General features: G+C 72.7%; 13 protein-coding genes. 6 read left to right on the top strand and 7 right to left on the bottom strand.

What is annotated here, in order from left to right; translation table 11 throughout:
- The first annotated feature begins 6 nt into the window (after window positions 1-6).
- Genes I601_RS05415 through I601_RS05405 form a run of 3 tightly spaced genes read left to right on the top strand, consistent with a single transcriptional unit; the run spans window position 7 to window position 4,253 of the window.
- Window positions 7-1,962 (top strand): acetyl/propionyl/methylcrotonyl-CoA carboxylase subunit alpha, encoded by a 1,956-nt coding sequence (locus I601_RS05415; RefSeq protein ID WP_068107189.1) that lies wholly within the window; start codon window positions 7-9, stop codon window positions 1,960-1,962.
- The gene (locus tag I601_RS05410; protein WP_068107188.1) at window positions 1,959-3,128 is read left to right on the top strand and encodes an acyl-CoA dehydrogenase family protein; all 1,170 of its coding nucleotides are present in this window, start codon (window positions 1,959-1,961) and stop codon (window positions 3,126-3,128) included. The genes I601_RS05415 and I601_RS05410 overlap by 4 nt, the downstream gene beginning before the upstream one ends.
- Window positions 3,129-3,149: 21 nt before the next feature.
- Window positions 3,150-4,253, top strand: coding sequence for a YihY/virulence factor BrkB family protein (locus tag I601_RS05405; protein WP_084527185.1), 1,104 nt, complete (start codon window positions 3,150-3,152; stop codon window positions 4,251-4,253).
- Here the strand turns inward: I601_RS05405 and I601_RS05400 are convergent.
- Window positions 4,210-4,980, bottom strand: coding sequence for a tyrosine-protein phosphatase (locus tag I601_RS05400; RefSeq protein ID WP_068107186.1), 771 nt, complete (start codon window positions 4,978-4,980; stop codon window positions 4,210-4,212). The two genes, I601_RS05405 and I601_RS05400, sit on opposite strands and share 44 nt — an antisense overlap.
- A gap of 66 nt (window positions 4,981-5,046) precedes the next feature.
- On the opposite strand from I601_RS05400, the gene I601_RS05395 reads away from it, so the two are divergent.
- Together I601_RS05395 and I601_RS05390 are read left to right on the top strand one after the other, a co-directional pair.
- Entirely contained in the window at window positions 5,047-5,562 is a 516-nt protein-coding gene (locus I601_RS05395; protein WP_068107184.1) for a P-loop NTPase family protein, read from the top strand.
- Window positions 5,559-6,185 (top strand): hypothetical protein, encoded by a 627-nt coding sequence (locus I601_RS05390; RefSeq protein ID WP_068107183.1) that lies wholly within the window; start codon window positions 5,559-5,561, stop codon window positions 6,183-6,185. The genes I601_RS05395 and I601_RS05390 overlap by 4 nt, the downstream gene beginning before the upstream one ends.
- On the opposite strand, the gene I601_RS05385 is transcribed toward I601_RS05390, so the two are convergent.
- On the bottom strand, window positions 6,173-7,567 hold the full coding sequence (locus I601_RS05385; RefSeq protein WP_084527181.1) for an HNH endonuclease signature motif containing protein: 1,395 nt from the start codon (window positions 7,565-7,567) through the stop codon (window positions 6,173-6,175). The two genes, I601_RS05390 and I601_RS05385, sit on opposite strands and share 13 nt — an antisense overlap.
- Before the next feature lie 119 nt (window positions 7,568-7,686).
- Between I601_RS05385 and I601_RS05380 the strand changes: the two genes are divergently transcribed.
- Window positions 7,687-8,529: an SDR family NAD(P)-dependent oxidoreductase gene (locus I601_RS05380; RefSeq protein ID WP_218917753.1), complete on the top strand. Its 843-nt coding sequence runs from the start codon at window positions 7,687-7,689 to the stop codon at window positions 8,527-8,529.
- A gap of 25 nt (window positions 8,530-8,554) precedes the next feature.
- Here the strand turns inward: I601_RS05380 and I601_RS05375 are convergent, their stop codons facing one another.
- From I601_RS05375 to I601_RS05355, 5 genes are read right to left on the bottom strand one after another with little or no spacing between them, the layout of a single operon-like run.
- A complete protein-coding gene (locus I601_RS05375) occupies window positions 8,555-9,118 on the bottom strand; it encodes a protein-L-isoaspartate O-methyltransferase family protein (protein WP_068107176.1) in 564 nt (187 codons plus the stop codon).
- 1 nt (window position 9,119) lies between these two features.
- Window positions 9,120-9,938 (bottom strand): DUF1295 domain-containing protein, encoded by an 819-nt coding sequence (locus I601_RS05370; protein ID WP_068107175.1) that lies wholly within the window; start codon window positions 9,936-9,938, stop codon window positions 9,120-9,122.
- Between the two features lies 1 nt (window position 9,939).
- Window positions 9,940-11,220, bottom strand: a complete 1,281-nt coding sequence (locus I601_RS05365) for an SAM-dependent methyltransferase (protein ID WP_068107173.1) — start codon at window positions 11,218-11,220, stop codon at window positions 9,940-9,942.
- A complete protein-coding gene (locus I601_RS05360) occupies window positions 11,217-12,491 on the bottom strand; it encodes an SAM-dependent methyltransferase (protein ID WP_068107171.1) in 1,275 nt (424 codons plus the stop codon). Before I601_RS05360 ends, I601_RS05365 begins: the two co-directional genes overlap by 4 nt.
- Window positions 12,488-14,548: an FAD-dependent oxidoreductase gene (locus I601_RS05355; RefSeq protein ID WP_068107169.1), complete on the bottom strand. Its 2,061-nt coding sequence runs from the start codon at window positions 14,546-14,548 to the stop codon at window positions 12,488-12,490. The genes I601_RS05360 and I601_RS05355 overlap by 4 nt, the downstream gene beginning before the upstream one ends.

The following is a 14,548-nucleotide window of genomic DNA, read 5'->3' as shown; positions in this document are numbered from 1 at the left end:
GCGCCCATGATCAACCGACTGCTGGTCGCCAACCGCGCCGAGATCGCCTCGCGGGTCTTCCGGACCTGCCGCGCCCTCGGCATCGAGACCGTCGCCGTGCACTCCGACGCCGACGCCGACCTGCCCTACGTCGCCGAGGCCGATGCCGCCGTCCGGCTGCCCGGTCACGCGCCCGCCGAGACCTACCTGCGCTCCGACCTCGTCCTCGAGGCGGCGCGGGCGGCGGGTGCCGACGCGATCCACCCCGGCTACGGCTTCCTGTCCGAGAACGCCGACTTCGCCCGCGCCGTCGAGGCGGCCGGGCTGACCTGGGTCGGTCCGGCGCCGGAGTCCATCGAGCAGATGGGCTCGAAGATCGAGTCCAAGAAGCTGATGGAGGCGGCCGGGGTCCCGGTGCTGACCAACCACGGCGTCGAGACCGCGACCGAGGCCGACCTGCCCCTGATCGTCAAGGCCTCCGCGGGCGGCGGTGGGCGGGGCATGCGGATCGTGCGCACCCTCGCCGACCTGCCCGGAGAGGTCGCGAAGGCCACGGCCGAGGCGGAGTCGGCGTTCGGGGACGGGACCGTGTTCATCGAGACCTACGTCGAGCGCGGGCGCCACGTCGAGGTGCAGGTGCTCGGTGACGGCCGCGGGGGCGCGGTCGCGGTCGGCGAGCGGGACTGCTCGCTGCAGCGCCGGCACCAGAAGGTCGTCGAGGAGTCCCCGGCCCCCGGGCTGGCCCCCGAGGTCGCTGCCGCGATGCACGCGGCGGCGGTCGCCGCCGCGCAGGCCATCGACTACCGCGGCGCGGGCACCGTGGAGTTCCTCTACGACCCCGACACCGAGCGATTCTTCTTCCTGGAGATGAACACCCGGCTCCAGGTCGAGCACCCGGTCACCGAGCTGGTGCACGGCCTCGACCTGGTCGACCAGCAGCTGGCGATCGCCGAGGGCGGCGACCTGCCCGAGGTGGCGGCGAGCCAGGGTCACGCGATCGAGGTCCGGCTCTACGCCGAGGACCCGGCCGCCGACTACCAGCCGCAGAGCGGCCTGCTGACCCGCTTCGAGATCCCCGGGGCGCACGGCGAGGAGCCGGGCGTGCGCGTCGACTCCGGCTTCGCGACCGGCTCGGTGGTCTCCACGCACTACGACGCGATGCTGGCCAAGGTGGTCGTGCACGCCGCGACCCGCGAGGCCGCCGCCCGCCGACTGGCCGGGATGCTCTCCCGGGCCCGGATCCACGGTCTGGTCACCAACCGCACGCTGCTGGTCGCGGCGCTGCGTGACCCGGACTTCCTCGCGGGCCGGATCAGCACCCGGTTCCTCGACGAGCACCCGGGGCTGTTCGCCGGCGCCGAGGACGACCCGGGCGCACCCGTGGCCGCGGCGCTCGCCCTGGCCGAGCGGGCCCGCACCGAGCGCACCGTCCAGCACGGCGCGCCCGTCGCGTGGCGCAACGTGGTCGCCGCGCCGCAGCGCACCGAGCTCCGGCGCGGGGGCGAGCACACGGAGCCGGTCCTCGTCGAGTGGCGGGGTGGTCGCGACGGCTTCACCGTCGAGGGCTGCACCGTGGTCGGGGTCTCGACGGGCTCGACCGACGGGTGTGCGGTGACCCTCGAGCGCGACGGGGTGCGCACGACGTACGACGTCACGGTGAGCGGGCCGACCCACGAGGCGGTGCTCGACGTCGACTCCCCGCGCGGGCACCTGCGCCTGGTCCGGGTGCCCCGGTTCACCGACCCGGCCGACGCCGTGGCCTCCGGGAGCCTGCTCGCGCCGATGCCCGGCAGCGTCATCAAGGTGCTGGTCGCGCAGGGCGACGCGGTCAGCGCCGGTCAGCCGGTGCTGGTGCTCGAGGCGATGAAGATGCAGCACACCGTCAGCGCGCCCACCGACGGCGTGGTGACCCAGCTCGACGTACAGCCCGGTGCGCAGGTCGCGTCCGGAGAGGTTCTGGCAGTAGTGGAGGAGCAGGCATGACGAGCACGCACGCGTTCACCGAGTCCGAGGAGCGCCAGGAGCTCCGCAAGGCGGTCGCCAAGCTGGCCGGCAAGTACGGCCGCGACTACTTCGTGGCCCAGGCTCGCTCCGGGGAGAAGACCACCGAGCTGTGGCTCGACATCGCCAAGCACGGCTTCCTCGGCGTCAACATCCCCGAGGAGTACGGCGGCGGCGGCGGCGGGATCGGCGACATCGCGGCGGTGTGCGAGGAGCTCGCGGCGCAGGGCTGCCCGCTGCTGCTGATGGTCGTCAGCCCGGCGATCTGCGGCACCATCATCAGCCGCTACGGCACCGAGGCGCAGAAGCAGAAGTGGCTGCCCGGCCTGTGCGACGGCACCGGCACGATGGCGTTCGCGATCACCGAGCCCGACGCCGGCACCAACAGCCACAACATCAGCACCACCGCGCGCCGGGACGGCGACGGGTGGCTGCTCACCGGCCGCAAGATCTGGATCTCGGGGGTCGACGAGGCCGACAACGTGCTGGTCGTGGCGCGCACCGAGGACGCCAGGACCGGGCGGCTCAAGCCGTGCCTCTTCGTGGTCCCCACCGACGCCGAGGGCTTCGAGGCGAACGTGATCCCGATGGAGCTCGTCAGCCCGGAGAACCAGTTCCAGGTCTTCATGGACGACGTGCGGCTCCCGGCGGACGCCCTGGTCGGCGACGAGGACGGCGGGCTGGTCCAGCTGTTCGCGGGGCTGAACCCCGAGCGGATCATGGCGGCGGCCTTCTCCACGGGCCTGGCGCGCTTCGCGCTGGGCAAGGCGGCGGCGTACGCGAAGGAGCGCGCGGTCTTCGGTCAGCCGATCGGCGCGCACCAGGCGATCGCGCACCCGCTGGCGCAGAGCCACATCGAGATCGAGATGGCGCGGCTGATGAACCAGAAGGCCGCAGCCCTGCTCGACGCCGGCGACGACATGGCCGCGGGCGAGGCCGCGAACATGGCCAAGTACGCCGCCGCCGAGGCGGCCTGCGACGTCGTGGACCGCGCGGTGCAGACCCACGGAGGCAACGGGATCAGCCAGGAGTACGGCATGGCGGCCCTGCTCGTGGCCACCCGCGTCGGCCGGATCGCGCCGGTCAGTCGCGAGATGGTGCTCAACTTCGTCGCGATGCATTCGCTGGGGCTGCCCAAGTCCTACTAGCCCACCCACTAGCGTGGAGGGGTGGGAAGAGTCCTGGACGGTGCCGACCGTGCGCAGCGACGCTTCCCACCCCTCTCCGTGCCGATCGCGGTCTTCTACAAGTACATCGACGACCAGGGCCCCTACCTGGCCGCGATCATCACCTACTACGGGTTCATTGCGATCTTCCCGCTGCTGCTGCTGGCGACCTCGATCCTGGGGTTCCTGCTGCAGGGCAACCCGGGCCTGCAGGAGGCGGTGCTCAGCTCGGCGCTGCGCCAGTTCCCGATCATCGGCGAGGAGCTGGGCCGCCCCGAGGGGATGAGCGGCTCGACGACGGCCGTCGTCGTCGGCGCCCTCACCGCGACGTACGGCGCGCTCGGGCTGGGGCAGGCGCTGCAGAACGCGCAGAACATCGCCTGGTCGGTGCCGCGCAACAGCCGGCCCAACCCGGTGGTGCTGCGGATCAAGAGCCTGGTGCTGCTGGTCACCTCGGGGCTTGCGGTGCTGGGCATCTCGGTGTTCTCGGCGCTCGGCTCGGAGACCGACATGCTCGTGGTGAGCGTCGACGGATCGTGGCGCTGGGTGGTGCGTCTGGTCACCGTGCTGCTGGTCGGTGCGGTGCTCACCGCGCTGTTCCGGCTGGCCGCGGCGCGACGGCTGAGCGTGAGCCAGGCCGCGCCCGGCGCCTACGTCGTGGCCGTGCTCTGGCAGGGCCTGCAGTGGCTCGGCACGCTCTACGTCACGGCGGTGCTGAGCGGGACCGACGGCATGAACGGCACGTTCGCGCTGGTCCTCGGGCTGATCGGGTTGATCTACATCGCCGCCGTCATGGGGGTGATCGGGATGGAGGTCAACGTGGTCCTCGCCCGGCAGCTCTACCCGCGCTCGCTGCTGACGCTCTTCCTCGACAAGGTCGACCTGACCCCGGCCGACAAGCGCGCCTACACCTACTACGTGCGCTCGCAGCGCCACAAGGTCAACGAGGTCATCGACGTGCACTTCACCGAGCACGAGGTGCCCGAGACCGAGCCCGAGGCCGAGCCGGAGCCGCAGGAGCTGCGGCGCCAGCCGCCCACCACGACGCTGGACCTGCGGGGGCCTAGCGCAGCCGCGCCACCAGCGCCGCCACCGTCTCGCGACTGAGGCCCAGCCCCTCGACGGCGTACGTCGCGTGGTCGCCGTGCTCGGCGCGCACCCGCTCGTCGGCGGCGGTGAGGTAGCCGGTCCGGGCCACCATGATGCTCTCGTAGACCGCGACCTTCTCGGGACCCAGGTGCTCGGCCACCATGGCGAGGTACTTCTCGCGGGTGCCGTTGACCTCGTTGGTGCGCAGGTAGTCGGCGAGCACGGTCTCCTCGGGCACCCCTGCCAGGCGCAGCAGCAGGGCCGAGGCCCAGCCGGTGCGGTCCTTGCCAGCGGTGCAGTGGAAGATCTGGGGCGCCGCGCCGGCGGCGAGCCGGGTGAGCAGCTCGGCGAAGCTCGCCCGGGCCAGCTCGTCGTCGACGAAGCCGCGGTAGACCGCCCGCATCGCCTCGTCGGCCTGCTCGCGGGTGGCCAGGGCGACGACCTGTTCCATCGGGATGCCCGGCACCGGCAGGTGGTGCCAGCTCGCGCCGGCGACCTCGATGTCGGGGTGCGCGTCGACCTCGTGCTGCTCGCGCAGGTCGAAGATCTCACCGAGCCCCAGACCGGCCAGCCGGTGCGCGTCGGCGTCGCTGAGCTGCAGCTCGTTGGACCGGAACAGCACCCCCGGCCGCAGCGGGTGGCCGTCGGCAGTCGTGTGACCGGGCCCGGCCAGGTCGCGGAAGTTGTCGGCGGAGGCCAGCCGCACCAGCTCCTGGCCCAGGTCGCCGGTCTCCCCGGGGGACATCTCGCTCACGACCCGAATGCTGCCAGGTCCGCCCCCACCCGGTGCGGATGGGCGCATGATGGTCGGATGAGGGGTCAGCGCATCCTCGTCGTCGGCTCGCCCGGCACCGGGAAGTCGACGCTCGCGCGTGAGCTGGGCGCCCGTCTCGACCTGCCTGTCGTGCACCTCGACCGGCTCTTCCACGATCCCACCGCGGGCTATGTCGACGACCGACCCGGCTGGCGCAGGCACGTGGTGGAGGTGCAGCTGCCCCAGCCCCGGTGGGTGATGGACGGGCACTACGCCTCGACCCTGCCGGAGCGGTTCGCCGCGGCCGACCTGGTCGTGCACCTCGACTACCCCACCCGTACGGCACTTCGGGGCATCTTCGCTCGACGGCTGCGGCCCGCCGGGTCACGCCCGGACGTGCCCCCGTCGTGGCGCGAACGGGTCACGTGGCAGCTGCTCCACTCGGTCCTGACCTTCCGCTCGACCGAGACCACGCGGATCGCCCGGCTCGTCGCCGAGGCACCGACGCCGCCGCACGTCGTGCGGCTCCACTCGCGCGGTGACGCGCGACGCTGGCTGGACCAGGTCGGATGAGCACACCGACGTGGTCCACCTACCGGGAGTCGATCGGGGACCGGTCGGGGCTGTTCGCCGCCGTCGCGCGGGAGTGGGGGACCGCCCGGGCGTTGTACCCCGGCTCCTACCTGGACCTCTCGCCCTCGACGGCCATCGCCTCGGTCACCTACGTCGACACCGACAAGCGCACCGAGCGGTTCTTCGCAGACCCGGCCCTCGTGGCGGCCGACCTGGACGGACGGACCCTGCCCGGCGCCGGCGCCGAGGTCCGTTTCCTGCGCGCCGACTACACCTCGACGCTCCCGCTCGCCGCCGACTTCGACCTGCTCGTCTCGTTGTACGCCGGCCCCGTGTGGGAGCACTGCCAGCAGCACCTCGCCCCGGACGGGCTGCTGCTGGCCAACACCAGCCACGGCGACGCCAGCCTGGCCGCGCTCGACGGGTCGCTCGAGCTGGTGGCCGCGGTCCAGCACACCGGCGACCGCTACCGCCTCGACACCGCCGACCTGGCGTCGTACCTGCAACCCAGGAAGTCGGGTGCCGCCGACTCGGAGCTGATCCGGCAGAGCGGCCGCGGCATCGCCTACACCCGCTCCGCGTTCGCCTACCTCTTCCGGCGTCGGGCGGGTCAGGCGGCGTAGGCGAGGTCGATCTGGAGGTCGGGTTCGTAGATCTCGAAGGTGCTGGTCGGCTGTGGACGCCCGGGTGTCTGGGGCAGGCGTCGGGTGCCGGTGTGGTCGACGAGGTAGTGGGCGCCGTGGGGGTCTTGCCAGAGGTAGATGCCGGGGACGGGTTGGTGGACCTGCCAGCCGCCGTGGGTCTTGATGCGGTGGTGGGTGGTGGTGAGGGGGCCGTAGTTCCCGAGCACGCTGGGACCACCGGTGCCGTGGGGCAGGTAGGGCACGGTGTGGTCGATCTGCATCCGGTCGCTGGTGCAGGTGGCGTAGGGGAAGGTGTCGGCCGGCGTCATCAGGCGCACGGCCTGTCGATGTCGGGCGGGGATCTCGTAGGCATCGACAGGGACCTGGTGGGCGAGGTCGATGACGGGCTGGATGCGGAATCGGGCCCGGGGGCCGAGGGTTTCGCGGAGCCAGGTGGTGGTGAGGGGGCCGTGGCCCTCGAGCCGGGCGATGGGTTCGAGGGGGTGACCGTGGGCGTCGAGCTCGCGCTCGCCGCGGCCGTCGAGGTGCACCATCAGCGTCACGTCTACGCGGGGCGTCTGGTCGGGGCTGGTGCCGGTGGCGAGCTGGAGGGCGGCCAGGACGCGGCGGTCGTCGATGGTGATGCTGCGCTCGTCGGTGCGGGTCTCGTCGTCCTCGTCGTGGGCGCCTGGTTCGTCGGGCAGGACCCGGGCGAGCTGGGCGGCGCGGGTGGTGATGGCGGTGTCGAGGGCGGTGATGGTGGCGATGTCGGCGCGGATGCGGAAGGAGGCCATCCCGTGCTCGCCTCGGCCGATGATCTTGGCGAAGCGGGCCTTCTTGGCGCGTTCTTCCTTCTCGCGGGCCAGGGCGGGGGCGGCGGTGGCGACCTTGCCGGCGACGAGGGCCTCGAAGCGGGTCCAGGGGATGCGTCCGTCGGCGGACTCAGCGACCTCGGCGTCGACGTGGGCGGCCTCGGCGAGCGACAGCTCGCGGGTCCTGGTCACGACGTGGCGGGCGTAGGAGGCGCGGACCTCGCCTGCTTGGACGCGGGCCCACAGCACCGGGTGGCGGTGGCGCAGGTCCTGGGCGTCGGCGATCAGGGCGATCGCGGCGTGGGTGGTGCGTCCGATGCGGGCGCCGAGCTCGGCGGCGGCGAACTCGGAGACCTCGCTGACACCGGTGCCGCCGTAGCGGCGGCCCTGCTCACGTCCCGGGAGCCGGGCCTGGTGCGGGTCGAGGCGGTCCACGGAGTGCAGGACGGCCCACTGGTAGGCGACCTCGAGGAGCCCGACCTCGGAGCGTTGCAGCAGGTCAGCATGGCGGGAGGCTGCGTCGAGGACCTGGTCCTCGCTCATGTCCTCCAGCGCCTGTGTCCCGAGCATGCCCCCAATTTTACTCGCACACCAGTTCGAGTCAAGAGGTCTCCCACCGTCTGTGGACAGCCGGCGGGAGACCCGGTCCGTGATTCGTTGCACCCGGCCCTGCGCCCTAGAGTCGCAGGATGACTGAGCAGACGATGGCGGGCCGTACGGTCCTGGTGACCGGCGCGAGCGACGGGATCGGGGCCGAGACCGCCAAGGTGCTGGCCGACAAGGGCGCGACGGTGCACGTGACCGGCCGATCGGCCGACAAGCTGCGCCCGATCGCCGAGGCTGTCGGCACGGAGCCGCTGATCGCGGACTTCTCCCGCCTCGACGACGTACGCCGCCTGGCCGCGCAGGTCAGCGAGCGCGTGGAGACGCTCGACGTGCTGATGAACAACGCCGGCGGCACGTTCTCGCCGTCCAAGAAGACCCACGACGGCCACGAGCCGAACTTCCAGGTCAACCACCTCGCGCCGTTCCTGCTCACGAACCTGCTGCACCCCCGGCTCGCCGCGGCCGACGGCTCGCTGGTCGTGAACACCTCCAGCATCGCCAACCTGATGGGCCGGGTCGTGCTCGACGACCTCGACTACGAGCACCGCCGCGCGCTCGAGGTGCGGGCCTACGGCACCGGCAAGCTGATGAACATCCTCTTCACCCGCGGCAGCACCCAGCGCTGGTCCGGCGACGGCATCGTCTCGACCGCCGTCCACCCCGGCCCCGTCGGCAGCTCCTTCGGCCGCGACTCGTTCTTCGTCGGCCTGCTCTACCGCACGCCGCTCAAGCGCCTCGCGACGATCAGCGTCCCCGACGGTGCCGCGCCCATGATCGCCCTGGCCGAGCGTGGTCCGGATCCGGAGATCGACGGCCGCTACTTCAGCCGGTTCACCATCGACGGTCGCGAGCACAAGCAGGCCCACGACCAGGCCCTGATCGACGGCCTGTGGGAACGCTCCGCCGCGCTCGTCGGGCTGGTCTGAGGGTCCGCACGACCCCAGCACGCACTCACCGCAGCGGCACGAACCGGTAGCGCCCGTGCCGGCTGACCCGGTCCACGCCGTCGCGCCGCACGACGAGCAGCATCACCCCGTCCACGGGGATCACCATCCGGCCGGGGTCGGCGAGCTGGTCGAGCAGCGCCGGCGGCAGCTCGCGGGCCTCGGCGGACACCAGGATCGCGTCGTACGGCGCCTCCGCGGGGCGGCCGAGCTCATCGGCGTCGGCGACGTCGACCCGGACCCGCGGGACGGCCTGCGCGGTGAGGTGGGCGCGGGCCATGTCCACCAGCTCCGGCTCCAGCTCGACCCCGAGGACGGAGCCGTCCGGGCCGGTCAGCCACGACAGCAGTGCAGTGGTCCAGCCCGACCCGGACCCGACGTCGAGCACCCGCTGCCCGGGGCGCGGGTCGAGCAGCCGCAGCATCGCGGCGACCGTGCGGGGCTGGCTGTTGGTGGAGCCGTGCCCGATCATCACCGGCGCGTCGTCGCCGGCACGGCCGCGCACCTCGGGCGGCAGGTAGTCGCGGCGGGCGACCGCCCGCATCGCCTGCGCCACCCGGTCCGCGGGCATGTCAGGAGCGTGGGGGGCGGGGGAAGAACATCGGCACGCGGGCGGCGTACTCGTCCCAGCCGTCGCGCTGGCTCATCTTCTTCTCCAGCAGCTTGGCGCCGGTGACGTTGCGCAGGAACAGCGTCATCGCGACCGGGCAGAGCACGGTGGCCAGGGCGACGACCCAGCCGGTGGAGGCGGCCGCGGCGAGCCAGAGGCCCCACCACACGCACGCGTCCCCGAAGTAGTTCGGGTGCCGGGTCCAGCCCCAGAGGCCCTGGTCCATCACCGGCGGCCGCTCGTCGCGCGGGCGCGACATGTAGGTGTCCAGCTGGCGGTCGCCCACGGTCTCGAAGGTCAGTCCGAGGGCCCACACGAGGACACCCAGCGCCAGCACCCACGTGTGCTCGAGCGCGAGCACCGCACCGACGGCGACCGGGATGGAGACGAACCACTGGGCCACGCCCTGCACGAGGAAGACCCGACGCACCGCGGTGCCGATGCCGACCTCGGCGAGCGACCCGCCGAGCATCTCCTCGTAGCGCGGATCCTCCTTCCCGCCATGGGCGCCGAGCGCACGGCTGCGCACGTGCCAGGCCAGGCGCCCGCCCCAGACGGCCACCATCGCCAGCACCAGCCAGCGGTGCCAGTCCGCGGCGTCGGCCGCGGAGGCCACCAGCGCCGTCACCAGCGTGACGACGACGAAGCCGGCGCCCCAGGCCACGTCGACGACGGCGACGATCCCGAGCCGGCGGGCCCGCAGCGCGGTCGCGGTCATCACGGCCAGGACGCAGCCGAGGCCGACGAGCAGCGAGACGATCAGGGCAGGCGTGGTGTCCATGTCACCAGTGTCGTACAGGCGGGAGCGCGTGGGCTCCTCCCGGACGGACCAGCAGGATCTGGTCGACGCCCATCCGGCCGTCGCGGAACGCCATCGAGCCGCCCACGAGGTAGAGCCGCCAGACGCGCACGACCTCCTCGCCGACCAGCTTGGTGAGCCGGTCGACGTTGGCCTCGAAGCGCTCGAGCCAGCCGTCCACCGTGGCCACGTAGTGCTCGCGCAGCGCGTGCACGTCGCGCACCTCGAGGCCACCGGCCTCGAGCAGCCCGACGGTCTCCCCGACGGGACGCATGTGCATGTCGGGGGCGATGAAGCTCTGGATGAAGGGGCCACCACCGGGCCACCGCCCCGAGCGCGACATCTGCTGCACGAGCACCCGCCCACCGGGGCGGACCGCGTCGTGGAGCACCTTCGCGTACGTCGGGTAGTTGCCCTCTCCGACGTGCTCGCCCATCTCCAGCGACCCGATCGCGTCGTACTCGCGTCCCGGGGCCGGCACGGCGGCGCGGTAGTCCTGCAACCGGATCTCCACCCGGTCGCCCAGGCCCCGCTCGGCGATCCGGGCGTCGATGAACTTCTTCTGCTCCGCGGCGATCGTCACACCGGTGACGTGCGCCCCGAAGTGCTCCGCGGCGTGCAGCGAGAGCGAGCCCCAGCCGCACCCGACGTCGAGCATCCGCATGCCCGGCTCGAGGCCGAGCTTGCGGCACACGAGGTCGAGCTTGGCGCGCTGGGCGTCCTCGAGGGAGGTGTCCGGGGTGGCGTGGTAGCCGCACGAGTAGGCCATCTGCGGCTCGAGGATCACCTCGTAGAACTCGTTGGACAGGTCGTAGTGGAACGAGATCGCCGAGCGGTCGCGTCCCGGGGAGTGCAGCCGACCCCGGACCCGGGCCTGCGAGGCGGGGTTGCGGGGCGGGCGACCGAGCAGACCGAGGCCGGCGACGGTGCGCACCGCGTCGAGGAGGGCCTGCGGACGGGGGCGGGCGCCGGACAGGCCGCGGTGCCGGGCGACGGCGAACACGTGCGTCAGCGCCCGGTCCAGGTCCCAGCCGTCGACCTCGGGCACGTCGAGCTCACCGGTGACGTAGGCCTGCGCCGCTCCGAGCTCGCCCGGGTGCCACAGGAGCCGGCGTACGGCGTCCGGCGAGCGCAGCTCGACGGTCGGCACCGACCCGTCGGCGGGACCGGCGACGGAGCCGTCCCAGCAGACCAGGCGGACCGGCAGCGGGCCGCGCAGGAACGGCTCGAGCGCCGAGGTCAGCCGCTGCGCGACCCCGCTCACGCGTGGTCCGGCCGAGCCAACACCAACTGGTTGACGTCGATGTAGCCGGACGCGAAGCCGGCGCGGGAGTACTCGAGGTAGAAGTGCCACATCCGCACGAACGTCTCGTCGAAGCCGAGGGCGGCGACCTGCTCGGGCGCGCCGAGGAAGGCGTCGTCCCACAGCCGCAGGGTCGCGGCGTAGTGCTGGCCGAAGGCCTGGCGCTCCACCAGCCGCAGCGAGGTCTGCTCGTGGGTGATCTGCTCGATCACCGACACCGACGGCAGGAGGCCGCCGGGGAAGATGTACTTGTGGATCCAGGTGTAGGTGTTGCGCGTGGCCACCATCCGGTCGTGCGGCATCGTGATCGCCTGGATCGCGACGATCCCGCCGGGGGCGAGCACGGAGTCGATGGTGCGGAAGTACTCGCCCCAGTAGTCGTGGCCGACGGCCTCGATCATCTCGACCGAGACGACGGCGTCGAACTCGCCGGTGACGTCGCGGTAGTCGCAGATCTCCACGTCGACCAGGTGGCTGAACCCGGCCGCCTCGATGCGCGCCTCGGCGAGGTGCTGCTGCTCGACCGAGAGCGTGATGGTGCGCACCGTGGCGCCGCGGCGGGCGGCGCGGATCGCCAGCTCGCCCCAGCCGGAGCCGATCTCCAGGACCCGCGAGCCCGCGCCGACCTTCGCCCGGTCGAGCAGTCGCTCGATCTTGTGGGCCTGGGCGGGCTCGAGGTCCTCGGCGCGCGCGTCGGCCGGGGAGCCGGGGAAGAGCGCGGAGGAGTAGCTCATCGTCGGGTCGAGGAAGAGCTCGAACAGGTCGTTGGACAGGTCGTAGTGGTGCGCGATGTTGGACTGGCTGTTCTGCTTGCTCGAGCGCTGGTGGCTCGGCGGGCGCTTCGCGACGATCGTGCGCAGCTTCTGCAGGTTCTGCGGCACGAGGTGCTGCATCTCCGCGGCCAGGACGGTCAGGAAGCCGCCCAGGTCGGGGGCGTCCCACGCGCCGGTCAGGTAGGCCTCGCCGAAGCCGATGAGCTGGTGCCGCCCGACGCGGGCCCACAGCTCCTCGGGGCGGTGCACCGTCATCTCCGGTCCGCCGCGGCCGATGGTGCGGCGGCCCTCGGGCAGGTCGAGGTGCACGGTGACGTCGAGGCGGTCGACCGCGGCGACGAAGAGGCGCTGCGCGATCTGGGCCGAGACGCGGGCACGGGGGCCGCTGGGGACGACGTCGAGGCCGGGCCACCGGTCCGCCTGCGGCGGGCTGGTGGGACGGGACGGGGTCATGGTCATCGCGAGACGCCTTCCTGGTGGTGCGCGGGTCGCTGTCGGATGGGCAGGCGTCGCAGCCACAGCCACACGCCGTGCGTGCGGATGAGCAGCGAGCCCCGGAGAGAGGCGGGGGCAGCCCGGAACGGGCTCGTGTCGCTCCGGTACCCCGTGAGGGCGGCGCTGAACCGTGCGTCGCCGTCGGAGTGCAGGGTGACGGCGACGTCGAGTCGCTCGCCGGGCACCGGGACGACCAGCTCGTAGTGGCCGTCGGTGCCGTGGAACGGGGAGACGTACATCGCCTTGCCGGTGCGCGCGCGGCCCTGCTCGTCGGGGTGGACGAGGTAGGCGTGCCGGTCGCCGTAGGTGTTGTGCACCTCGACCACGCAGGCCTCGACGCCGCCGTCGCGCGCCAGCGCCCAGAAGACCGAGATCGGGTTGAAGCAGTAGCCGAAGGCGCGCGGCTGGGCGGCCATCAGCACCCGGCTGTCGGCGCTCAGGGTGACGCCCTGGAGGGCGAGGAAGTGCTCGACGTTGGCGCGGATGCTGCGATCGGGGGAGCCGAGGTGGTCGCGGGCCTCGAAGGAGCCCCGCAGCCAGGACGTCGACTTGTGGTCGGGCAGGTCGTCGAGGTCGACGAGCCAGGTGTGCGAGCGGTGCGTGAACGCCCGCTTCATCGGGGTCCGGCGCTGGTGGCGGATGGTCGTCTCGTAGATGACCCCGGCCGGCACGTCGGCGGCGGTGCGCTGCTCGGGCCAGGCGAGGCCGAGGTGCTCCACGGCCCGGAGCCCGGAGCGGGCGCCGTCCTCGTGGAAGCCCCAGCCGTGGTAGGCGCCGGCGAAGGCGACCCGGTCGCTGTCGAGCTCGCCGAGGCGCGCCTGGGCGGCGACCGAGGCCGGGGTGTAGAGCGGGTGCTCGTACTCCATCCGGTCGATCACGGTGGCCGGGTCGACGAGGTGCTCGCCGCCGAGGGTGACCAGGTAGTGGGTCTCGGTGTCGAGGCGCTGCAGCCGGGTCAGGTCGTAGGTGACGACCACCCCGCTCACCCCGTCGGGGCGCTCCTGCGCCTCGCTGGGGCGCAGGAAGTTCCACGACGCCCAGGTGTTCTCCAGCCGCGGCAGCACCGAGGTGTCGGTGTGCAGCAGCGCGGTGTTGGGCGAGTAGGGCATCGCGCCGAGCAGCTCGTGGTGCAGCGGCGTCGGCTCGGCCAGCAGCGCCAGGGCCTGCGAGGGGTGCGTCGCGAGCACCACGGCGTCGTACGACGCGACCGCGCCGTTGCCGTCGGTCACCTCGACGCCACCGGGCGTCTCGAGGACCGAGGTCACCTTGGTGCCGAGGCGGACCTCCTGCAGCACGCTGCCCACGCGCTGCACGTAGGTGTGCGAGCCGCCGGTCACGGTGCGCCAGGTCGGGGAGCCGAAGATGCTGAGCATGCCGTGGTGCTCGAGGAAGCTGAAGAGGTAGCGGGCAGGGTACTCCAGGGAGACCTCGGGGTCGCAGGACCACACGGCGGCGACCATCGGCTCCATGAAGTGGCGCACGAAGTAGTCGCTGAAGCCGCCGGCGACCAGGAACTCCCGCAACGTGCGGTCGTCCCCGTCGTTGCCGGTGCTGCCGCTGTCGGTACCGGTGCCGAGCACGGCCTTGGCCTGGCGGTGGAAGCGCGGGATCTCCGTGAGCATCCGCAGGTACGCCGGGCGGGTGAGGTGGCCGCGGGTCGGCAGCACACCCTGTCGCCCCAGCGCGCCGGCCCACTCGAGGTCGGAGTCGTCGTCGCGGATCGACATCGACATCTCCGACTGCTGCGTGGGCACCCCCAGCTCGGCGAAGAGCCGCAGCAGCACCGGGTAGGTGCGCCGGTTGTGCACGATGAAGCCGGTGTCGATCCCCAGCTCGTGGGTCGAGCCGTCCGGCCGGGTCTCGCTCACCCGGTGGGTGTCGGCGTGCCCGCCGAGGCGGTCGTCGGCCTCGTAGAGCGTGACGTGCGCCGTGCGGGAGGCGACGTACGCCGCCGTCAGCCCGGCCACGCCGGAGCCGACGACCGCGACCCGTCGAGGTGCTGCGCGGTGGGAGGAGCTCAT

The sequence above is a fragment of the Nocardioides dokdonensis FR1436 genome, from assembly GCF_001653335.1.
Taxonomy (GTDB): domain Bacteria; phylum Actinomycetota; class Actinomycetes; order Propionibacteriales; family Nocardioidaceae; genus Nocardioides; species Nocardioides dokdonensis.
This window is presented reverse-complemented; position numbering and strand designations above follow the sequence as displayed.

What these genes read in the sequence shown, in the direction of transcription:
- I601_RS05360 (WP_068107171.1), bottom strand. Translation starts at nt 12,491, where the DNA reads ATGACCATGACCCCGTCCCGTCCCACCAGCCCGCCGCAGGCGGACCGG.
- I601_RS05410 (WP_068107188.1), top strand. Translation starts at nt 1,959, where the DNA reads ATGACGAGCACGCACGCGTTCACCGAGTCCGAGGAGCGCCAGGAGCTC.
- I601_RS05375 (WP_068107176.1), bottom strand. Translation starts at nt 9,118, where the DNA reads ATGCCCGCGGACCGGGTGGCGCAGGCGATGCGGGCGGTCGCCCGCCGC.
- I601_RS05395 (WP_068107184.1), top strand. Translation starts at nt 5,047, where the DNA reads ATGAGGGGTCAGCGCATCCTCGTCGTCGGCTCGCCCGGCACCGGGAAG.
- I601_RS05380 (WP_218917753.1), top strand. Translation starts at nt 7,687, where the DNA reads ATGACTGAGCAGACGATGGCGGGCCGTACGGTCCTGGTGACCGGCGCG.
- I601_RS05415 (WP_068107189.1), top strand. Translation starts at nt 7, where the DNA reads ATGATCAACCGACTGCTGGTCGCCAACCGCGCCGAGATCGCCTCGCGG.
- I601_RS05390 (WP_068107183.1), top strand. Translation starts at nt 5,559, where the DNA reads ATGAGCACACCGACGTGGTCCACCTACCGGGAGTCGATCGGGGACCGG.
- I601_RS05400 (WP_068107186.1), bottom strand. Translation starts at nt 4,980, where the DNA reads ATGTCCCCCGGGGAGACCGGCGACCTGGGCCAGGAGCTGGTGCGGCTG.
- I601_RS05355 (WP_068107169.1), bottom strand. Translation starts at nt 14,548, where the DNA reads ATGAGCTCCTCCCACCGCGCAGCACCTCGACGGGTCGCGGTCGTCGGC.
- I601_RS05370 (WP_068107175.1), bottom strand. Translation starts at nt 9,938, where the DNA reads ATGGACACCACGCCTGCCCTGATCGTCTCGCTGCTCGTCGGCCTCGGC.
- I601_RS05385 (WP_084527181.1), bottom strand. Translation starts at nt 7,567, where the DNA reads ATGCTCGGGACACAGGCGCTGGAGGACATGAGCGAGGACCAGGTCCTC.